This window comes from Allobosea sp. NPDC003192, assembly GCF_050275675.1.
Lineage (GTDB): Bacteria > Pseudomonadota > Alphaproteobacteria > Rhizobiales > Beijerinckiaceae > Allobosea.
This window is the reverse complement of record NZ_JBNNPK010000001.1, coordinates 301,883-322,907: the sequence shown is the minus strand read 5'-3', so window position 1 is coordinate 322,907 and position 21,025 is coordinate 301,883. Positions and strand designations below refer to the sequence as shown.

At 67.2% G+C, this 21,025-nt stretch carries 16 protein-coding genes; 8 read left to right on the top strand and 8 right to left on the bottom strand.

Going from position 1 to position 21,025, the window contains the following annotated elements; translation table 11 throughout:
- Window positions 1-57 precede the first annotated feature (57 nt).
- A complete protein-coding gene (locus tag ACQKLX_RS01475) occupies window positions 58-1,335 on the bottom strand; it encodes a M23 family metallopeptidase (RefSeq protein WP_427358836.1) in 1,278 nt (425 codons plus the stop codon).
- Between the two features lie 235 nt (window positions 1,336-1,570).
- Window positions 1,571-2,035 (bottom strand): peroxiredoxin, encoded by a 465-nt coding sequence (locus tag ACQKLX_RS01470; RefSeq protein ID WP_427358834.1) that lies wholly within the window; start codon window positions 2,033-2,035, stop codon window positions 1,571-1,573.
- 220 nt (window positions 2,036-2,255) lie between these two features.
- On the opposite strand from ACQKLX_RS01470, the gene ACQKLX_RS01465 reads away from it, so the two are divergent.
- Window positions 2,256-5,735, top strand: coding sequence for a hypothetical protein (locus ACQKLX_RS01465; RefSeq protein WP_427358832.1), 3,480 nt, complete (start codon window positions 2,256-2,258; stop codon window positions 5,733-5,735).
- Between the two features lie 66 nt (window positions 5,736-5,801).
- Here the strand turns inward: ACQKLX_RS01465 and tyrS are convergent, their stop codons facing one another.
- Window positions 5,802-7,052 carry a tyrosine--tRNA ligase gene (gene tyrS / locus ACQKLX_RS01460; protein ID WP_427358830.1) on the bottom strand — a complete coding sequence of 417 codons (1,251 nt, stop codon included), beginning with the start codon at window positions 7,050-7,052 and terminating at the stop codon, window positions 5,802-5,804.
- Between the two features lie 73 nt (window positions 7,053-7,125).
- Window positions 7,126-7,797, bottom strand: a complete 672-nt coding sequence (locus ACQKLX_RS01455; protein WP_137880940.1) for an alpha/beta hydrolase — start codon at window positions 7,795-7,797, stop codon at window positions 7,126-7,128.
- Between the two features lie 292 nt (window positions 7,798-8,089).
- On the opposite strand from ACQKLX_RS01455, the gene ACQKLX_RS01450 reads away from it, so the two are divergent.
- The 7 genes from ACQKLX_RS01450 (at window position 8,090) to ACQKLX_RS01420 (ending at window position 14,910) form a co-directional block, all read left to right on the top strand.
- On the top strand, window positions 8,090-9,295 hold the full coding sequence (locus tag ACQKLX_RS01450; protein WP_427358827.1) for a cysteine desulfurase family protein: 1,206 nt from the start codon (window positions 8,090-8,092) through the stop codon (window positions 9,293-9,295).
- Between the two features lie 61 nt (window positions 9,296-9,356).
- Entirely contained in the window at window positions 9,357-10,829 is a 1,473-nt protein-coding gene (gene sufB, locus ACQKLX_RS01445) for a Fe-S cluster assembly protein SufB (RefSeq protein WP_427358825.1), read from the top strand.
- A gap of 113 nt (window positions 10,830-10,942) precedes the next feature.
- Window positions 10,943-11,695: a Fe-S cluster assembly ATPase SufC gene (gene sufC, locus ACQKLX_RS01440; protein ID WP_427358823.1), complete on the top strand. Its 753-nt coding sequence runs from the start codon at window positions 10,943-10,945 to the stop codon at window positions 11,693-11,695.
- Window positions 11,695-13,044, top strand: a complete 1,350-nt coding sequence (gene sufD, locus ACQKLX_RS01435) for a Fe-S cluster assembly protein SufD (protein WP_427358821.1) — start codon at window positions 11,695-11,697, stop codon at window positions 13,042-13,044. The genes sufC and sufD overlap by 1 nt, the downstream gene beginning before the upstream one ends.
- Window positions 13,044-13,253: a tautomerase family protein gene (locus ACQKLX_RS01430; protein ID WP_427358819.1), complete on the top strand. Its 210-nt coding sequence runs from the start codon at window positions 13,044-13,046 to the stop codon at window positions 13,251-13,253. The genes sufD and ACQKLX_RS01430 overlap by 1 nt, the downstream gene beginning before the upstream one ends.
- A gap of 1 nt (window position 13,254) precedes the next feature.
- The gene (locus ACQKLX_RS01425; protein WP_427358817.1) at window positions 13,255-14,493 is read left to right on the top strand and encodes a cysteine desulfurase; all 1,239 of its coding nucleotides are present in this window, start codon (window positions 13,255-13,257) and stop codon (window positions 14,491-14,493) included.
- 78 nt (window positions 14,494-14,571) lie between these two features.
- The gene (locus tag ACQKLX_RS01420) at window positions 14,572-14,910 is read left to right on the top strand and encodes an SUF system Fe-S cluster assembly protein (protein ID WP_427359262.1); all 339 of its coding nucleotides are present in this window, start codon (window positions 14,572-14,574) and stop codon (window positions 14,908-14,910) included.
- Between the two features lie 76 nt (window positions 14,911-14,986).
- Here the strand turns inward: ACQKLX_RS01420 and ACQKLX_RS01415 are convergent, their stop codons facing one another.
- From ACQKLX_RS01415 to ACQKLX_RS01400, 4 genes are all read right to left on the bottom strand, one after another.
- A complete protein-coding gene (locus tag ACQKLX_RS01415; RefSeq protein WP_427358815.1) occupies window positions 14,987-17,158 on the bottom strand; it encodes a caspase family protein in 2,172 nt (723 codons plus the stop codon).
- A 190-nt stretch (window positions 17,159-17,348) separates the two neighbouring features.
- On the bottom strand, window positions 17,349-19,106 hold the full coding sequence (locus ACQKLX_RS01410) for an SUMF1/EgtB/PvdO family nonheme iron enzyme (RefSeq protein ID WP_427358813.1): 1,758 nt from the start codon (window positions 19,104-19,106) through the stop codon (window positions 17,349-17,351).
- A gap of 59 nt (window positions 19,107-19,165) precedes the next feature.
- The gene (locus ACQKLX_RS01405) at window positions 19,166-19,636 is read right to left on the bottom strand and encodes a DUF4399 domain-containing protein (protein ID WP_427358811.1); all 471 of its coding nucleotides are present in this window, start codon (window positions 19,634-19,636) and stop codon (window positions 19,166-19,168) included.
- Window positions 19,633-20,889 carry a DUF4399 domain-containing protein gene (locus ACQKLX_RS01400; protein ID WP_427358809.1) on the bottom strand — a complete coding sequence of 419 codons (1,257 nt, stop codon included), beginning with the start codon at window positions 20,887-20,889 and terminating at the stop codon, window positions 19,633-19,635. The genes ACQKLX_RS01405 and ACQKLX_RS01400 overlap by 4 nt, the downstream gene beginning before the upstream one ends.
- Between the last annotated feature and the right edge of the window lie 136 nt (window positions 20,890-21,025).

Below are 21,025 nucleotides of genomic sequence, written 5' to 3'. Positions count from 1 at the left end.
GTAGCCAGATGCTACAACGGGCTGCGAAGTTTGTTTTGCCTTGCCGCCGAGGCGGCTTCAGAGTTGCCCGGCGAGCTTGTCCCCGGCGCGCAGGAAGCGATTGGGATCGGCGGGGTCGCCGTCGATGCGGGTCTCGTAGTGCAGATGCGGACCGGTCGAACGGCCGGTCGAGCCGACACGGCCGACCAGCGTGCCGGCGGTGACGACCTGGCCCTCGCTGACCAGGATCGCCGACATGTGAGCGTAGCGGGTGCTGATGCCGCTGGCATGCTCGATCTCGACCATATTGCCGTAGCCGCCGGAATACTCGGCTGTCACGACCTTGCCCGGGCCGGTGGCGCGCACCGGCGAGCCGTGCTCGGCGCGTAGGTCCATGCCGGTGTGCAGGGCGGCGCCGCGGGTAAAGGGATCGGCGCGGTAGCCATAATTGGAGCTCAGCTCGAGCTCTCCGGCGAGCGGCCGACGGATCGGCAACTGCTCGACGAGACCGCGCAGGCGGAAGACGGTCGCGATACGCGGCTGCAGCGAGCTCAGGGTCGCCTCGAAGGGGCCGGCAGAGGCGTCGATGTTGACCGGGACCAGAGGGCCACCGACACCCTTCGGAACCGTGGTCGCGACGGCGAGCTTGTCAGTGTCGAGGCGGGTTTCGGCGAGCGCGCTGCGCAGCGTCTTCTGGGTATCGCCCAGTGTCTTGTCGATCTCGCGCAAGGCCGCGAGCTGCGTGGCCGAGCTGCGCTCGATCGACTGGTCGAGCTGGGTCAGGGCCTCGGCGACGCGCTTGGCCGGGGGCACCGGCTCCTCGGCCTCGCCAGATTGCCAGGGCGCCGAACGGTCGCCGGCGCCGCGCAGCGGCAGGGTTTCGGGCGCCGGGGTCGGCTTGCCGGTAGCGAACGGTGCGAAGCTGGTGACGCCGGAGGCACGGATCGGCTCCTCGGGCTTGATCATGCGCTGGCGCAGCGGATTCTTGGCAGCCTGGGAGACGCCGATCCCGGCCGTCTGCAGGCTCTCGGCGACCGCATTGACCAGGGATTGCCGCGATTCGAGCTCGGCTTGGCGCATGGCGATTTCGCCGACGCGGGCCTCGACGCCGTCCTGATCGAGCAAGGCGCGGCTGGCGAGTCGGTCGACATCGGCGCGTAGCGCGGCGATCCGGTCCTCATAGGCGTACTGGCGCGAGGTCTCGCGACTGATCAGTCGCGCGGCGAGGTCGTCCTTGCGCAGGATGTACCAGCTCGTCGCGCCGCTCCAGGCGGTGGTCAGCGCCAGCAGGCTCAGGCCCAGCATGGCAGTCGAGCGGCTGACGGTGAAGCTGCGGCGGGAGAGAAGGCCGGTCACGGCAAGCTCTTGGCCGGTGGCCTGAACGCGAGAATCCGAGGAGGTCATACGCAAAACCGAAAGTGACGCTGCGATAGGGTGATTAGACCTCGTTAGGGTTAATCAATCGCAAATCGCGGTCGGTTTCGCCGCATTCGGGTTGGGATTTCCCAAGGCCGTTTCGGGAAATCCGATCTTCGTTCCGGGGACACGAAGGCCGCTCCCCGGAACGAAGGCTCAGGGACAGGCGGTCGCCTCAGAGCTCGCGGGCCGCGGCGAGCACGGCCTCGGCGTGACCCTTGACCCGGACCTTGGCCCAGACGCGGACGATCTTGCCGGCAGCGTCGATCAGGAAGGTGCTGCGCTCGACACCCATATAGTGGCGGCCATACATCTGCTTCTCGACCCAGAGCCCATAGGCCTCGATCGCCTTTCGTTCCTCGTCGGAAACCAGCGTCAGCTTCAGGGCGTATTTCTGCTTGAACTTGTCGTGGCGCTTCACCGAATCCGGCGAGATGCCGATGACGGTCGTGCCGGCGGCGGCGAAATCGTCGTGCAGCGCGTCGAAGGAGAGTGCCTCGTTGGTGCAGCTCGTCGTGTCGTCCTGCGGGTAAGCGTAGAGCACGACCTTGCGCCCGCGCAGGCCGGAGAGCGTGAGCGAGCCGCCGCCATCGGTGGGCAGGGTGAAGTCTGGAGCGGGAATGCCTTCGTTCAACGCCATCTTCGCCTTCCTTTGGTCGCGATCACATGCAAGGGCCGGGCAAGCCGCCTGCGATAAGCCGGCTCAGACCATAAACCGGACCTGCCGGGAACGAATCAGCTAGCTTACCGTTGCTGTACCGCTCCCGGGATCAGGCGCATCATGCGAATGGCGCGGCGGCCCTTGCACCAGCCATCGCATCGATCCGCACGATTCGAACAGCAAGACAAGAAGCGATTCGTTGACCAACGACAGCAAGATCGAGGCGGCCCCCGTATCCGGTGCTGCGCCTGCGGCGGAGTGCCAGGAGGTGGTCGCCGTCGCCAAACGCGCCTGGCGCGGCATCGTCACCATCGCCGTCACGGTCTGCGTCGCGCTCGTCATGCTCGGTTTCGTGGCAGCCGCCTTGCTGGTCAGCGGCTTCATCCCGCTCTCCGGGCTGGAGGGCCGGATTTCGGCCGCGATCGAGGAACGGCTCGGACCGAACTGGAAGGTCGAGGCCGAGCATGCCGAGCTCAACCGTGCCGATGGCCGTTCGCGCCTGCGGGTCCGCGAGGTCTCGTTCCGGCATGCGGGCGGGGCCTCGTTCCGCGCGCCGGAAGCGGTGCTGGGCTATGATGCGATGGCGCTGCTGCGCGGCGATTTCCGCCTGGTCTCGCTCGATCTGCGCGGCGTCAATATCCGCCTCGGCGTCAGGCAGGACGGCTCGCTGCTGCTGGAGCAGGACGCCCAGCCGGAGCAGACATCGAAGACGCCGATAGCGGGCGACCCCGTGGACTGGGACGCCTTCGCCGGAGCCATGAACGCGGTCGGTACCCTGGTCTCGAATGACGGCCTGCTCGGTTCGCTCGAAGTCGCCGGCATCGGTGGGGCGCGGGTGACGCTGATCGACCCGGCCGGGCGGCAGCGCTCGGGCCTGGAGGACGTCGACATCAAGCTGGAGCGCTTCGGCGGCGGACAGGCGCGGCTGTCGATGAAGGGGCGCATCGGCCCGCGCTGGAAGGAGCTGGCGATCGACCTGGCGAGCGCGCCTGACGGCACGCGCAGCGCCACGATCGACATCCAGCGTTTCGAGCCGGCCGAGGCGGTGGCGCTCGCCTTCGGCAATGCCATGGTCGCGCTCGACGGCCTGGCGTTGAGCGGCAAGATCTCACTGACCCAGAGCGGCAGCGGCGAGCGCAAGCTCGCGGCGGGGCTGGCCGTCGCCCCGGGGGTGATCAAGGTCCACAATGCCGGGCTCGACCCGGTCGAAGTCCAGGGCGCCAAGCTCGACTTCACCAGCGAGGACGGTCTCAAGACGATCAAGGTCACGACCGCCCAGCTTCTAGCCGGCGAGACGAAGCTCGCGGGAAGCGGCGAGGCGCGCAACGAGAACGGGCTCTGGCGGCTGGCGCTCGACGGCTCCGGGCAAGTCGCCGGCATCGGCAAGGACGCCGCTGTCGTGCTTTCGACCCTGCGCACGCAGCTCGAGGTCGACCCAAGCGCCGGCGAGGTCAGGATGGGCCAGCTCTCGTTCAAGGGGCCGCTGATCAGTGCCGAGGGCTCCGGCACGGCGCGCCGGCGCGACGACAAGAATTCGCACCAGTTCCAGATCAGGGCTGTCGATACCGACATGCGGGCGGCGCTTGCGGTCTGGCCGGCGGTGACTTCGCCGGGACTGCATGCAGCTCTCGTCGAGATGGTGAAGGGTGGGCGGGTCGAGGAGATCGACGTCAAGGTGACGATGTCTCCAGAGGCGAATGCGCGGCTGGCGGACGGCAAAGGCATGGACGACGACGCCGTGGCCGTGCGCCTGAAGGCCTCGCAGGTCAATTTCCTGCCCAATCCCGGCCTGCCTCTCCTCACCGATGCGCGTGTGGTCGGCTCGACAACGGGCCGCACCGTCGACCTCGCCATTTCCCAGGCCACGGCCGAGCTCGGCGAGGGCCGCAAGCTCCAGCTCGGCGAAGGCACCTTCGCCATGTCCGATACCTGGGCCGATCGGCCGCAGGCGCGGATCGGCTTCAAATCGACGGGCTCGGCCGATTCGCTGGTCGCGCTCCTCAATTTCCCGTCGCTGCGCGAGTTCTCGCCACTCAAGATCGAGCCGGGCGCGCTGCGCGGCGCGGTCGAGCTGACCAATCAGCTTTCCTTGCCGCTGATCAACGATCTGACCTTCAACGACGTCGTGATCCGCAGCAGCGGCGCGATGTCGAACATCGCCTCCGACAACCTGCTCGGCGGTGAAAAGCTGGAGGGCGCCAACCTGGCGCTGAACTACGACCGTGGCCAGCTCTCGATCAAGGGTGAGGGCAGGATCGGTGGCGACAAGGCGCCGATCGACCTCAAGCAGAACGCGAAGGGCCAGGGCGAGGCCACCGTTTCGCTCAATCTCGACAATGCCGCGCTCAAGCGGCGCGGCTTCGGCCCTGAGACCGGCATCAGCGGGCCGATGCAGGTCAAGGTCGTGAAGGCGCTCGGCAAGACCCCGGAGGCGCTGCCGCGCGTCGAGATCGATTTGACCAAGGCTGCGATCGATACCGGAGTTCCCGGCGTGAGCAAGCCGGCAGGCCGGGCAGGCAGGGCCGTCTTCACCTATGTCAGCGACGATGACGGGCCGGATCTGGAAGATCTGACGATCGAGAGCGCGCCGCTGCTGGCCAAGGGGCGCATCTCGCTGACCAAGCAGAACAGCTTCGAGAGCGCGAGCTTTTCGCAACTACGCCTGTCGCCCGGCGACAACCTGACCAAGGTCGAGATCAGCCGCGACGGCAGCCTGACCAAGCTTTCGGTGCGCGGCGCGGTGCTCGATGCGAGGCCTTTCGTCCGCGATCTGTTCGACGCGCCGGCCACGCCCATTCGGAGCGTAGCGCGCGGCGGTCAGTCCGCCGCGTCGAGCCCCGATTTCGATCTCGACCTCGACGTGCCGATCCTGACCGGCTTCAACAACGAGGCGCTCGGCAACTCGCAGCTCAAGCTCTCGCGCCGGAACGGCGCCGTCCGCTCGATCGCCTATCAGGGTCGGATCGGGCGGGCCGACCTGTCGATCAAGCAGGTCAAGCAGGGCGAGGGGCCCGGTTCGATCGTCGTGCAGTCGGACAATGGCGGCGCTACCTTGCGCTTCCTCGACCTCTATCGCCGCGCCTATGGCGGCGACCTCACGCTGCAGCTCGGTGCCGGCGAAGGCCGCCAGCCGGGCGAGTTGCTGATGCGCAACTTCACGGTCCGCGACGAGCCGGCCTTGCGCCGCGTCGTCGGCCCGCCGGGCTCGCAGTCGCCGGGCGCGCTCGACAGCACCGGGGCACCTGCTCCGCGCATCGATGCGAGCGACGTCGCCTTCACCAAGCTGCGCGCCGAGTTCGCGCGCAGCGCCAGCCGGATCGACATCAGCGACGCCGTGCTCTGGGGCCAGCAGGTCGGTTTCACCATCCAGGGCAATGTCGACTATGGCCGCGACCGCGTCGATATCGGCGGCACCTTCGTGCCGGGCTATGCCTTCAACAACGCCTTCGCCCAGGTGCCGGTGGTCGGCATGATCCTCGGCGGCGGGCAATATGGCGGCCTGTTCGCGGTGAATTTCCGCGTCTCCGGCTCGGCCAGCCAGCCGACCATGACGGTGAACCCGCTCTCGGCGATCGCGCCCGGCATCCTGCGCCGTTTCGTCGATCCGCTCGGCGGCGGCCCGCTGCAGCAGGGGCGGCCGGGCGCCAATGTGCCCGCGCCCGGCACGGCCGAGCGCTAGAAAAAAGCGCTCGGCTCGCAATGCGAACCGAGCGCTCGGATCAGCTCCGCTTGGTGAGGGCGGCCGTCAGACCGGCCGCAGCAGCACGTGCTTCTTCTTGCCGAAGGAGAGCTTCACCGCGCCGTCGACGAGGTCGGCCGGTGTCAGCGTCGCGCGTTCGTCACTCACCTGGGCATCGTTGACGCGCAGGCCGCCGGCCTTGATCTGGCGCCGGGCTTCGCCGGTCGAGGGCACGAGACCCGCGCTGACGAAGGCGCTGAGCACGCCGAGGCCGCCATTCAGCTCGGCAGCCGGTACCTCGATGCTCGGCAGGTCCTGGGCGGCCCCGCCCTCCTCGAAGGTCTTGCGGGCGGTCTCTGCCGCCGCCTCGGCTGCCTCGCGGCCATGCAGCAGGGCCGTCGCCTCTGTCGCCAGCACCTTCTTGGCCTCGTTGATCTCCGAGCCGCCGAGCGCGGCGAGCTTGGCGATCTCCGCCAGCGACAGGCGGGTGAACACCTTGAGGAAGCGGCCGACATCGGCGTCCTCGGTGTTGCGGAAATACTGCCAGAACTCATAGGGGCTGAAGAGGTCGCCATTGAGCCAGACGGCGCCGCTGGCGGTCTTGCCCATCTTGGCGCCCGAGGCGGTCGTCAGCAGCGGCGTCGTCAGCGCGAAGAGCTGCTTGCCCTCCATGCGGTGCGAGAGGTCGACGCCGTTGATGATGTTGCCCCACTGGTCGGAGCCGCCCATCTGCAGGCGGCAGTCATAGCGGCGGCTGAGCTCGACGAAGTCGTAGCCCTGCATGATCATGTAGTTGAACTCGAGGAAGGAGAGCGACTGCTCGCGATCGAGCCGCAGCTTCACCGAGTCGAAGGAGAGCATGCGGTTGACCGAGAAATGCCGGCCGACATCGCGCAGGAACTCGACATAGTTGAGCTTGAGCAGCCAGTCGGCGTTGTTCACCATCAGCGCGTCGGTCGGGCCGTCGCCATAGCGCAGGATGCGCGAATAGACCTTCTTGATGCTCTCGATATTGGCGTTGATCTCCTCGATCGAGAGCAGCTTGCGCTGGTCGTCGCGGAAGGAGGGGTCGCCGACCATCGAGGTGCCGCCGCCCATCAGCGTGATCGGCCGGTGCCCGGTCTCCTGGAACCAGTACAGCATCGTGACCGAGATCAGGTTGCCGATATGCAGGCTGGTCGCGGTCGCGTCATAGCCGACATAAGCGGTCTGCGGTCCCTGCAGACAGAGCTTGTCCAGCTCCTCCGGATTGGAGATCTGGTGGATCAGGCCGCGCTCGTCGAGCACGCGCAGGAAATCGGACTTGAAGGCGGTCATGACGGTTCTCGGTTCTGGCGCACGGCGCCCTCCGGGGAGAGCGCCATCATTGCAGCCTTGGCGAAGCGGGCGCTCAGGCCTTTTCCTGCTCGCTCTTGATGATCTCGGGGCCGACCTTGCGGTCGAGATAGACGCCGACCTGCTCCATCAGCTGGTCGACGCGGCCGTCGAAGAAGTGGTTGGCGCCCTCGACCACGGCGTGCTCGATCTGGATGCCTTTCTGGGTCTTCACCTTCTCGATCACCGCCATCACCTCCTTGACCGGGGCGACGCGGTCTTCCGAGCCGTGCACGAAGAGGCCGGAGGACGGGCATGGGGCGAGGAAGGAGAAATCGTAGCGGTTCGCCATCGCCGCGATCGAGAGGAAGCCCTCGATCTCCGGACGGCGCATCAGGAGCTGCATGCCGATCCAGGCACCGAAGGAGACGCCGGAGATCCAGCAGCTCTTCGCCTCGGGATTCAGCGCCTGCATCCAGTCGAGCGCGGCGGCGGCGTCCGAGAGCTCGCCAGCGCCGTGGTCGAACTGGCCCTGGCTACGGCCGACGCCGCGGAAATTGAAGCGCAGCGCCGAGAAGCCGCGGTTCACGAAGGTGTAGAACAGGTTGTAGACGATCTGGTTGTTCATCGTCCCGCCGAATTGCGGGTGCGGATGCAGGATGATCGCCAGCGGCGCACCGCGCTTCTTGGCGGGCTGGTAACGGCCCTCGATCCGGCCGGCCGGTCCGTTGAAAATCACCTCAGGCATTCTGATTTCGCCTCTTGCTGGGCGAAACCGCCGGTGGATCGGGTCCGAAAGCGGCCATGTGGCCGCCGCGTACCCGTTCCACCCTTGACGGCCCCGCCGCTCGCGCCCTACATCAAGCGCTTAGAATGGTTCTAACAGCCGTGAACAGAACTGGAACATGCAGGCGAAGGCCGCTTGCGGTTCCGATCCAACGCGGCTCGGACGGGCGGCTATAGCACGGCGCAGGGGTGCGATTTCAAGCATTTCGTGCCGCGTCTTCGGGCAGGCCCTCCGGAACGGAGCATAAGCGCAGGTGTTCGCGACGACCCGCAGCTACCTCGACCACAACGCTACGACGCCGGTACGCCCGGCCGTGGCGGAGGCGATGCTGCGAGCTCTGCAGATGCCGGGCAATCCGTCTTCCGTCCATAACGAGGGCCGGGCGGCCCGCGGCGCCGTCGAACAGGCGCGCGAGCAGGTCGCGGCACTCGTCGGCGCCAAGGCGAGCAATATCGTCTTCACCAGCGGCGGCACCGAGGCCAATGCGACGATCCTGTCGCCCGGCCTCAGCGATTGCAGCGGCGCGCGCCATTGCGTGCGGGCGCCGGTGACGCTGCTGCTGCATAGCGCCAGCGAGCACCCTTGCGTGCGCGACGGCCATCGCTTCCCGGCCGGTCAGGCCGAGGCGATCCCGGTCGATGGCGCGGGCATCGTCGATCTCGGCTGGCTCGACGAGCGGCTGTCGCGCTTCGCGGCCGAGCGGCCGGATGAGCGCGCGCTGGTCTCTGTCCATCTCGCCAACAACGAGACTGGCGTGCTGCAGCCGATCGCCGAGATCGTCACCATCGCCAGGCGCTACAGTGCGCTGGTGCATTCCGACGCCGTCCAGGCCGCTGGCAAGATCGCGATCGATATCAACGCCTTGGGCGTCGATGCTCTGACGCTGTCCGCCCACAAGATCGGCGGGCCCAAGGGCGTCGGCGCGATCGTCTTCCGGACCGGCGCGCTCGAGCTCTCCGACAAGCCCTTGCGCGGCGGCGGCCAGGAACGCGGCTGGCGCGCCGGCACCGAGAACCTGCCGGGCATCGTCGGCTTCGGCGTCGCCGCCGAGGAGGCGGGCAAGGCGCTCGGTGCTGAGGCCGTCCGCCTCGCTGCGCTGCGCGACAAGCTGGAGGCCCGGCTCATGGCGCTCGCGCCGGATACGGCGATCTTCGGCAGCAAGGCGCCGCGCCTGCCAAACACCTCCGCCTTCGCGACGCCGGGCATCAAGGCCGAGACGGCGCTGATCATGCTCGACCTCGCCGGGGTGGCCTTGTCATCAGGCTCGGCCTGTTCCTCCGGCAAGGTCAGGCGCTCGCATGTGCTGACAGCCATGGGTGTCGACCCTGTCATGAGCGAAGGGGCCTTGCGCGCCTCGCTCGGATGGACCACCTGCGAGGCGGACATCGACCAATTCATCGCGGCCTATGCCAAAGCACTGGCCGCGAACCCGAACCGGAAGGTTCAGGCAGCCGCCTGAGGCCTTGCGCAAAACCAAGACCGAACCGGCGGGCTCTTGAACCCGCGACTGGAGAGTAGACATGGCAGCGGTCCAGGAGACCATTGATCAGGTCAAGTCGATCGACGTGACCGAGTACAAATACGGCTTCGTCACCGAGCTTGAGGTCGACAAGCCGGCCAAGGGCCTGACCGAGGACACCGTCCGCTACATCTCGGCCCGCAAGAACGAGCCGGAATGGATGCTGGAATGGCGCCTCGACGCCTTCCGGCGCTGGAAGACCATGACCGAGCCGACCTGGTCGCGCGTCAACTATCCGCCGATCAACTACCAGGACATCTACTATTACGCCGCGCCGAAGAAGGGCGCCGACCCGAAGTCGCTCGACGAGGTCGATCCGGCGATCCTGGAGACCTACAAGAAGCTCGGCATCCCGCTGCGCGAGCAGGAGATCCTGGCCGGCGTCGCGCCGGAGAACCGGGTCGCCGTCGACGCCGTGTTCGACTCGGTCTCGGTCGTTACCACTTTCAAGGACGAACTCGCCAAGGCCGGCGTGATCTTCTGCTCGATCTCCGAGGCGATCCGCGAGCATCCCGAGCTGGTGAAGAAGTACCTCGCCAGCGTCGTGCCGGTGACCGACAACTACTTTGCCACGCTGAACAGCGCGGTCTTCACCGACGGCTCCTTCGTCTACATCCCCAAGGGCGTGCGCTGCCCGATGGAGCTGTCGACCTATTTCCGCATCAACGAGCAGAACACCGGCCAGTTCGAGCGCACGCTGATCATCGCCGACGAGGGCTCCTATGTGAGCTATCTCGAAGGCTGCACGGCGCCCAAGCGCGACGAGAACCAGCTGCATGCGGCGGTGGTCGAGCTGATCGCGCTCGACGATGCCGAGATCAAGTACTCGACCGTGCAGAACTGGTTCCCCGGCGACGCCGAGGGCAAGGGCGGCATCTACAACTTCGTGACCAAGCGCGGCGACTGCCGCGGCAAAAACTCGAAGATCTCGTGGACGCAGGTCGAGACCGGCTCGGCGATCACCTGGAAGTACCCGTCCTGCATCCTGCGCGGCGACGGCTCGCGCGGCGAGTTCTATTCGATCGCGGTGTCGAACGGGGCGCAGCAGGTCGATAGCGGCACCAAGATGCTGCACCTCGGCAAGAACACGACCTCGAAGATCATCGCCAAGGGCATCGCGGCCGGCAAATCCGACTCGACCTATCGCGGCATGGTCTCGGCCCACCGCAAGGCGACGGGTGCGCGCAATTTCACCAATTGCGACTCGCTGCTGATCGGCGACCAGTGCGGCGCCCACACCATCCCCTATATCGAGGCCAAGACCGCGACCGCGATCTTCGAGCATGAGGCGACCACGTCGAAGATCGGCGAGGACCAGATGTTCTACTGCCAGCAGCGCGGCCTCTCCGAGGAGGAAGCGGTGGCGCTGATCGTCAACGGCTTCGTCAAGGAGGTGCTGCAGCAGCTCCCGATGGAGTTCGCCGTCGAGGCGCAGAAGCTGATCACCATTTCGCTGGAAGGCTCGGTCGGCTGAGCCCGTCATGGTCGGGCCTGTCCCGACCAACCACGCCTTTTCTTTGAAGCGCTCACGTCGTGGACGCTCGGCACAAGGCCGGGCCTGACGCGGCAGGAAATCGGAACTGAACGATGCTCGAAATTCGCAATCTGGTCGTCAAGATCGCCGACGAGGACAAGCAGATCCTCAACGGCCTCAACCTCACCGTGAATGCCGGCGAGGTCGCCGCGATCATGGGGCCGAACGGCTCAGGCAAGTCGACGCTGTCCTATGTCATCGCCGGCAAGGAGGACTATGAGCTCCTCGACGGCGAGATCCTGCTCAATGGCGAGAACCTGCTGGAGATGGAGGCCGATGCCCGCGCCGCCGCCGGCATCTTCCTCGCCTTCCAGTATCCGCTGGAGATCCCCGGCGTCGCCACCATGACCTTCCTCAAGGCGGCGATGAACGCGCAGCGCAAGGCGCGCGGCGAGGCCGAGCTGCTGACCCCCGACTTCATCCGCCAGGTCAACAGCGCCGCCGACAAGCTCGGCATCGACCGCGAGATGCTGCGCCGGCCGCTCAATGTCGGCTTCTCCGGCGGCGAGAAGAAGCGCATGGAAATCCTGCAGATGGCGCTGCTGTCGCCGTCCATGTGCATTCTCGACGAGACGGATTCCGGCCTCGACATCGACGCACTGCGCATCGTCGCGGACGGCGTCAATGCGCTCCGCGCCCAGAACCGCGGCTTCCTGGTCATCACCCACTATCAGCGCCTGCTCGACCATATCGTGCCCGACACCGTGCATGTGATGTCGAAGGGCAGGATCGTGCGGACCGGCGGCAAGGAGCTGGCGCTCGAGCTCGAGAAGAGCGGCTATGCTTCCTATGGCGAGGCCGCGTGATGGCGATCATCACCCCGCTCAAGACCGCGGCAGAGCAGCAGCTCGCCGAGCAGTTCGCCAATATCAAGGCCGAGCTGCCGGGCGCCGGCGCGATGCGCAAGGTGCGCGAGGACGCCTTCGCCGGCTTCGAGGCAAAAGGCCTGCCGCATCGCCGGCTCGAATCCTGGCGCTACACCGACCTGCGCAATCTGGTGCGCGAGGCGATGCCGCTGGTGCGCCGCCCGACCCGGCCGCAGGCGATCGCTGACCGGCTGGCACTGCAGACCATCGCCGGCCGCCGCTTCGTCACCATCGACGGCGTGTTCAGTGCCGCCGATTCCGATCTGCAGGGCCTGCCCGCCGGCATCACCGCCCGGAGCTTGGCCGAAGCGCTCACCTCGACCCCGGATGAGATCGCTGCGGCCTTCGTTCCGCCCGAGGTGGCCCGCGACGACAGCGCGCTGATGCTCAACGCCGCCTTCGCCCAGGACGGTGTCGTGATCGAGATCGCCGACGGTACCGAACTCGATCAGCCGATCGTGCTGCTGGCTCTTGGCACGGGCGCAAGCGAAGCCTCGATCGTCTCGCGCTCGCTGGTCAAGGTTGGCGCTGGCGCGAAGGTCACCGTCGTCGAATTGCAGGAAAGCGTTGGCGCGGCGCCTGTTCAGATCAACCACGCCACCTCCTTCGTCATCGGCGATGGCGCCGAAGTCGAGCATGTGCGCATGGTCTCGCGCCAGCGTGCCGAGACGGTGCAGGTGCAGTCGCTGCTGGTCGAGCTCGGCGGTCACGCCGTCTTCGATTCCGTCGCCGTGGCGGTGAATTGCGGCGTGCTGCGCCAGCAGAGCTTCCTGCGCTATGGCGGCGAGCACAGCCGCGCAGCGCTGCGCGGCATCAACCTCTTGCGCAAGCAGGAGCATTCCGACGTCACGCTGGTGATGGACCATGCCGCAGCGCATGGCGAGAGCCGCGAGCTGTTCAAGAGCATCATCGAGGGCGAGGGCACCGGCGTCTTCCAGGGCAAGGTCATCGTCCGCCAGCATTCGCAGAAGGTCGACGGCAGCATGAAGAGCCATGCGCTGCTGCTGAACGATGGCGCGACCATGTTCAACAAGCCGGAGCTTGAGATCTTCGCCGACGACGTGGTCTGCGGCCATGGCGCGACAGTGGCGCAGATCGACGCCGAGCAGCTCTTCTATCTGATGGCGCGCGGCCTGCCGCGGCCACAGGCCGAAGCGCTGGTGCTCGCGGCCTTCGTCGGCGAGGTTTCCGACTTCGTCAGCGACGAGGGCGTGCACGAGATCGTCGGGCGCGAGATCGATTGCTGGCTCGGCCAGCGCGATGGTGCACCCAAGCCCGGAGCTGCCTGATGCCTTACGTCAACCTGCAGATCACCAAGGGCGCGACGCGCGCGCAGAAGGCCGAGATCGTCAAGGAGTTCACGCAGACACTCGCCCGCGTGCTCGGCAAGAACCCGCAGAACACCCATATCGTGATCCAGGAGATCGAGCGCGAGGATTGGGGGCATGCCGGCACGCTCGTTGCCGACCGTCCCGCCGAGCCCGTCGGAAAGGCCTGAGATGAACGCGATCGCGAAGCCCTACGACGTCGAGACGATCCGCAAGGACTTCGCGATCCTCTCGCGCCAAGTTTACGGCAAGCCGCTGGTCTATCTCGACAATGCCGCCTCGGCGCAGAAGCCCGAGGCCGTGATCGAGGCGATGACGCGGCTGATGCGCGAGGACTACGCCAATGTCCATCGCGGCCTGCATTACCTCGCCAACGCTTCGACCGAAGCCTATGAGGCGGCTCGCGAAAGCGCCCGGCGCTTCCTCAACGCCGCCCATATCGAGGAGGTGCTGTTCACCCGCTCCTCGACCGGGGCGTTGAACACGGTCGCCTCCTCGCTCGGGCAGTATCTCCAGATCCAGGACGGCGACGAGATCATCCTTTCGATCCTGGAGCACCACTCCAACATCGTGCCCTGGCATTATTGGCGCGAGCGGCACGGCGCCGTGATCAAATGGGCGCCGGTCGACAAGGACGGCAATTTCCTTATCGACGAGTTCGAGAGGCTGATCACGCCGCGCACCAAGGTGGTGTCGCTGACGCATATGTCGAACGCGATCGGTACGATCGTTCCGATCGCCGAGGTCGCGAAGATCTGCCAGGCCTATCGCATCCCGCTGGTCGTCGACGGCTCGCAAGGCGCGGTGCACCTGCCGGTCGACGTCCAGGCACTGGGCTGCGACTTCTACGCCTTCACCGGCCACAAGACCTATGGCCCGACCGGCTCCGGTATCCTCTGGGGCAAGCGCGAATGGCTGCAGAAGCTGCCGCCCTATGAAGGCGGCGGTGAGATGATCGCGACCGTCAGCGAGGATGCGATCATCTACAATGACCCGCCGCATCGCTTCGAGGCCGGCACGCCGGCGATCGTCGAGGCGGTGGGCCTCGGCGCCGCGCTCGACTACATGATGGAGCTGGGGCGCGAGAACATCGCCGCGCACGAAGCCAGGCTCAACGCCTATGCCATGGAGCGGCTTGGGCAGATGAACTCGATCCGCATCTTCGGCAAGGCGAAGGAGAAGGGCGCGATCATCGCCTTCGAGCTCGCCGGCGCCCATGCCCATGACGTCGCGACGGTGATCGACCGGGCGGGCGTCGCGGTCCGGGCCGGCACGCATTGCGCCATGCCGCTTCTCGCCCGCTATGGCGTGACCTCGACCTGCCGTGCGTCCTTCGGCCTCTACAATACGCTGGAGGAAGTCGATACATTGGTGGAAGCCCTGCGCAAGGCGGAAGAGCTGTTCTCCTGACGCCCCTGCCTCGCGCCGAACGGAAGTTATGCGATGACCGACACCGTTGCCGAAGACCTCAAGCCGAACGCGCCGACCATGGGCGCAAGCGGCGGCTTGCCGCCGGAGGAGATCGACCGGCTGACCGACGACATCGTCGCTGCCTTGAAGACGGTCTACGATCCCGAAATCCCGGCCGACATCTACGAGCTCGGCCTGATCTACCGCGTCGACATCGCCGACGACCGGCAGGTGACGATCGACATGACGCTGACCGCGCCGGGCTGCCCGGTCGCCGGTGAGATGCCGGGCTGGGTCGAGAACGCGGTCAGCGCGGTGCCGGGCGTCGCGGGCGTGACCGTCAATATGACCTTCGATCCGCCCTGGGACCAATCGCGCATGTCGGACGAGGCCCGGGTCGCGCTCGACATGTGGTGAGATCGACCGAATCGTCAAAAACGAAAAAAAGGCCGCGGCATGAGCCGCGGCCTTTTCCATGAGGCGGGCTGCCTGGTCAGAAGCCGAAGTTGAAGCCGGCCTTGACGATGTCCCCGGCGGTGCGGGTCCGCATGGTGGCGTATTGGCCGGGCGCCAGTCCGGTGAAGTCCTGCAGCGTCATCCGCTTCTGACCGAGCTCGTAATGGGTGTAGTCGAGCCGGACCGTCATGCCGGGCGCGATGGCATATTCGACGCCGCCGCCGAGCGCCCAGCCGTTGAAGACGCCGGAGCGCGAGCCGCTGGCCGCCGAGGTGGTCTGCAGGTTGCCGGGCAGGATCGAGCCCTTTTGTTCGACGAGCCCATAGGCGTAGCCGCCGGTGCCGTAGATCAGGAAGTTGCCGAGCACCACGCCGGCGCGCATCCGCACCGTACCGAGCATAGAGAGCTCGTTGCTGGAGCGGGTGGTGAACTGCGTGCCGGGGTTGGCGGAGGTGCTCTTGCTGCCTCCGAGGCGCGTGGCGGAGAGATCGGTCTCTGCACCGATGACGAAGGCGCCGATCTGGTAGTTGAAACCGATCTGGGCGCCGCCGACCGCGCCGGCTCCATCGGGCGTCAGGCTGCGCGGGACCGCCGAGGGATTGATCGCCCAGGGAGCTAGCGTCGGCAGGCCGATCGTCGTGACGGCGCTGGTGCTCGTCGTCGTCGTGACCGTAGTGCCGGGTGTCGGGCTGATGACCGTCGTCTCAGTGGTCGTGGTGGTCGTGGTGGTGGTCGTGGTGGTCGGTGTCGCCGTCGGACTGCCATAGGGGCCGCCAACGGTCGTGCGCCCGCTCTGCTGGCCGCCGCCGAGTGAGCCGCCGACATAGAAGCCGGTCCAGTGCGGCCGGTCGGGCAGGATGGCCGGCAAAGGCGGCATGTAGACCGGGGGTGGAGGCGGCACAGCTTGCGGCTGACGCGGTGCACCGGGCCGGCCGGGAGACGGCGAGCGCGGGCTATAGTCGGCCCGGCGGACGCGTGGCTGGATGGCCGGGCAGACCGGGCAGGTCTGGGCGACCTGGACGCGGGCGCGGCTCGGCGCGCTCGCGGCCAGGCGCAGCGCTTCGTTCAGATGCATCGAGCCGGGGTAGAGGCGGGCGAAGAGCTTGAAGGATTCGGCGTCGCCGGCGAGCACGGTCTCGGCCCAGGCGGTTTCCTCGGTTCTCTGCGCCAGGATGCGATGTGCTCTCAAGGCGTTCTGGTCGTCCGGATTGATATCGAGTGCGCTGCGATAGATATCGCGGCGGTCCCAGGCGATGGCGGTGCGATAGGCGTCGGCCGGCGACATGGCGCGCAGCGTCGCCGCGGTCGGTCGCGCCGCGAGCGGGACGGCGCCGGCAACCGCAGGCGCACCTGCCGGCTGTGCCGGCGCGGCGCCGGCCGGACGCGGAAAGAAGCTGACATCGGTGATCAGCGAGGAGGTGTCCCAGGGAATCTGGATGCCGCTGGTGCTGTCATAGACGGCGAGGCGAATGCGGCGGAAGACCTGCTCGATCGGCAGGCCGGGCTCGCGCGCCTCGCGCAGGAAAGCGGTGGTGAACGGGCTGTTCGGGCCGGTGCCGTCGGCCGCGGTCGAGCCCGGCGAGGTCGCGAAGGCGACGAAGGTGCCGCTGCTGGAATCGACGCGGGCGAGGCCGGCTTCGCTGCGAATGCCTTCGTTCGCGCCATCGACCATCTGCAGCGCCAGACCGCGGGACAGTTCGCGCGCGGCGAAGGGGTTGTTGCGGCAGGCGTCGAGGATGGCGATCTTCGACCTGGCGCCGGCGGCGTCGAGCTTGCGCAGGATCTCGGTGAGCGAGAGCGACTGGTTCGGGATATTCGCCGAGGTTTCCACGCGGACATCGGTCGGCAGGATGTAGTTGGCTCCGTCGAGCTGCACGGCATGGCCGGCATAGTAGACGAGGGCGGTCGCGCCCGTGCCGCTCTGCTTTACCTTCTCGACGAAGACATCGAGCGCGCTGCGCAGACCGGCGAGCGAGAGATCGGTCGCGGCGGTGACGTCGAAGCCGGCCTCCTGCAGCATGGTGCGCGTTGCATTGGCGTCGTTGAGCGCATTCGGCAGCTTGGCGATGTTCTGGTAGGCGCCGTTGCCCATGACGAAGGCGAAGCGGCGCTGCTGTGCCAAGGCTGGTGAGATTGTCAGGGCGAGGGCGCCCGCAATGGCGGCGAGCGCCAGTAGGACGCAGATAGGTAGCCGCAGGCCAGTCCGCATGGCGCCTCCTTCGCAGCGCGGCCTGAGGCCGAGCCGCTGCCGATTCGTCGCTTGCCGTCAGCCAAGTCGAGACTAGCGGCGGTGCTGCCATGAAGAGAACAAGAAATTGCCGCCTGGCGGCCTTTGAACCGAAGCTGTGTGCAAATTGCCACCCTCGGAAGACAGGCTCGTCGCGATCGATGACGTTTGGTCAAAGCTCTCGGGCGACGCGGAAGCCATTGGTATAGAAGCGCACATCGCTTTCGTATTTGAAGCGCGCAGCCGAACGCAGATAGCGCGGATCGTTGTTGAAGGAACCGCCGCGCAGCACGCGTTCGCGGCAGCCGGCGGGCGCGTAGGCGCTGCCGTCGCGCGGTGCCGAGCGGTAGTTCTCGCTCCAGCAGTCGGCGACCCATTCGGCAGCATTGCCGGCCATATCGCGCAGGCCGAAACGGTTCGGCGGGAACTGCCCGACCTCGCCCGCCTGCCGACGTGGCTGCGCATTGCAGCCGATGCAGTTGGCCATCTCCTTGTCCACCGAATTGCCCCAGGGATAGGCCGTCGCCGTGCCGCCGCGGGCAGCGTATTCCCATTCGGCTTCGGTCGGCAGTCGGTACTTGCGCCCAGTCTTGTAGGAGAGCCAGACGGCATAGGCGTTGGCGTCGTTCCAGTGGATGTCGGTGACCGGGCGCTTGCCGCGACCGAGATTGCGGTCGCCCGGGCGATGGCTGCAGCCGCCTTCCGCGACGCAGGCGTCCCATTGCGCGAAGGTGACCTCGTCGGTGCCCAGATAGAACGGCCTGGCGATTGCGACGCTATGGACGGGCTTCTCGAATTCGAACATCTCGTTCGAGCCCATCTCGAAGCTGCCCGCCGGGATCAGGGTGAGTTCAGGGCAATCGTCGCAATCGCGCAGGGTTCTGGCGGACGAGCCGGTCGTGGCTGCCGGGGTCGGGGCGGGAGCCTGCGCCGCACCCGGCTGCATGGCGCTGCGCAAGGTCTGTTCGCGCGTGCGGGCGAGCCCGGCGAAGCGACCTCTCGGATAGGCCTCGAGATAGGCGCGGTACTCGTCCGGATTCTTGCTGTCCTTGATCGTCTCCCAGAAGGAGAGCTCATAGGGACCGAGTTGGTCGGATTGCGGGCCGGGGGGCGGTGGCGCGCTGATGATGCCACGACTGGTGTTGAGGGCGGTCGCGACCGGCCGGCCGGTCGGCGTTACGACGAGCCCTGCCGGAGGCGGTGATGAAACCCAGAGTTGCTGCGAGCGCCGGGTCGCCCGGCTCACGGCCTCGCGGGTGCGGTTCAGGGCCGTGGTCATATCGATGCCCGGCGTGCGGATCGCCTTCAGCCATTCGTCGATCGCCGGATTGGTACGGCCGGGTGTTTCGGCCGCGGTCTTGCCCGGGGGAACCGGTGCCATGACCGCGATCGCTTCGATCGGCTCGATCGGGGCGAGGCCCTTGCCGGCGCCGAGCCCCGCCTGCCAGGGATTGTCGCGGCCTGCGTCGAGCACGAGCAATGCGCTGGCCGGCCGGCTGACGATCAGCGCGTCGATGAGCTGGTCGAGATCAATGGTCTCGCGTGCGAGCTCGACCGGGCCGCGCGGCGCGGCGTCGACCGGGACGAGGAAGTTGCGGCCGCGCGACTGCACCGCATGCCCGGCATAGAACACGACGACCTGGGCGCCGCGCGTGAGCTTGCCGCGAAAGGTCGCGAGTGCTTGCTCGAAGGCGGGCCGGTCGGCGTTCTCGATGCTGACGAGGTCGAATTCGCCCTGGCGCAGCGTATCCGCGACGGCGCGTGCGTCGGCTGCGGCGTTCGACAGGGGAGCCGCGCGATAGGCGGCGTTGCCGACGACCAGGGCGATGCGCGGCTGCTGGCCGTCGCTGCCCTGCTGCTGTGCGAGGGCCGGGTTGAGCGGCGCGAGGACGGCCAAGACGGCGATAGCGAGGCAACGATACCAGGACATGACGTTCATCCTTCGCTGCGGCCTTCGACGTGGCGATGCGGCCGGCCCGCATCGATCCCTCATCTGACGTAGACTGTGATCTTCTGAGACATAACCGGCGGCCGGTGCGGGGTGTGCGTGTGATCGCCCAGCAGGAGCTGCAGAGTGTGGGTCCCTTTCGGCAGCGTGACGACCACCTCGGTCTGGCCGTTGCCGAGATGGATATTGTTGTAGTCCGATGGGATCGGCTGGTCCGGCGGGCCGGGATCGGTATCGATCAGCAGGTGGTGATGGCCGGTGCCGGGCTTGTCGACGCCGGCCGGGGCGACGCCCATTTCCTTCAGGCCGATCCGCACGGTGAAGCGCTCGGGCACGCGCAGGCCGTCGAGCGGATAGTGGAAATAGACGATGGCGTTGCGCGGCGCCGGCTGACGCTGGATCGTCTGCGCCGAGACCGGAACGGCTGTCGGCGCCAGCGCTGCGAGCAGCAGGAGCAGCGTCGTGATCTTGGCGCGATGGCGAGGGGCGGGAAGGCGAGTGCCGGCGGTCATCGGCGCGGCCTCCGCTTGGCGGGAGCGCCGACAAAGACCGTGATGCGCTCGGACATGATCGGCGGGTCGTGCGGGATGTGCTGGTCGTCACCGAGGATGAGCTGCAGCGTATGCTCGCCCGGCGGCAGGGTGATCTTGCGCTCGGTCTGGCCGTTGCCGAGGTGGATATGGTTGAGGTCGGCCGGGATCGCCGCGTCGAGCGGCGGGGTCGGCACGTCGATCAGGAGATGGTGGTGGCCGGTGTTGGGCCTGACGACGCCGGCTGGCGCCACACCCATATTGCGCAGGCCGAAGCGGATGGTCGAGGTCGCGAAGATCCGCGTGCCGTCGCGTGGATAGATGAAATAGACCGCGGCGTCGTTGGGCGCCGGCGTCCGGCCTGAGGCCGTGCGAGCGGTCGGAGCGGCGGCGGTAGGGGGGCTCGCCACCGAAGCTTCTTGCACCCGCACCCTGATCTTCTGCGACATCACCGGCGGGTCGTGCGGGACATGCTCGTGGTCGGCGAAGAGGAGCTGGAGCGTGTGCTCGCCTGGCGGCAGGGTGAGTTCGGTCTCGGTCTGACCTCGGCCGAAGTGCAGATGATTGAAATCGCTCGGGATCTCGCGGTCGAGCGGGGGCAGTTCGGTGTCGACCAGGAGATGGTGGTGGCCGGCATTGTCCTGCCTGGTGCCGGCGGGTGCGATCGCGATGTTCTCCTGGCCGAAACGAACGACAGAGCGCGGCGGGATCACGGCGCCGTCCTGCAGGCCGAGGAAGAAGACCTTGGCGTTCGGCGCCGCGGCCGTGCGCGGCTTCTCTTCCGGTGCGGCCAGGACCTCGACGGTGATCTTTTCCGACATCACCGGCGGATCGTGCGGGACATGGTCGTGATCGGCAAAGAGGAGCTGCAGCGTATGGCGGCCGGGCGAGAGCAGGATCTCCGCCTCTGTCTGGCCACCACCGAAATGCAGGTGGTTGAAGTCGGCAGGGATCGGCTGGCCGAGAGCCGGCAGCTCGGTGTCGATCAGCAGGTGGTGGTGGCCGGCGTTGCGGCGCGCTGTCCCGGCCGGCACGACCTCCATGCCCGATATGGCAAAGCGGATCGTCGTCTTGCTGGCGATGCGGGCATTGTTCTGCAGGTCGATGAAGGAGAGCTTCGCGCCGGAGGGGGCGAGGCTGCGCGCCCGCGCGCGCTCCTGCGCGACGCTCGCGGAGATGGACGCCGCGAAAACGGCTGTAACCCCGACAATGAGATAACGTCGAAGCCCCCGCATCGGCCCCTCTTCCTAGCGGCGCATGACCACCGTAAAGTTAGCAGCGGGCCGGGAGGGGAGCAAGCAAACCGCCTGTCATGTCAGGCGGATAAATCTGGATTTTCACGGTCGCTTTCTTTAAGGTGACGCAGGGAAT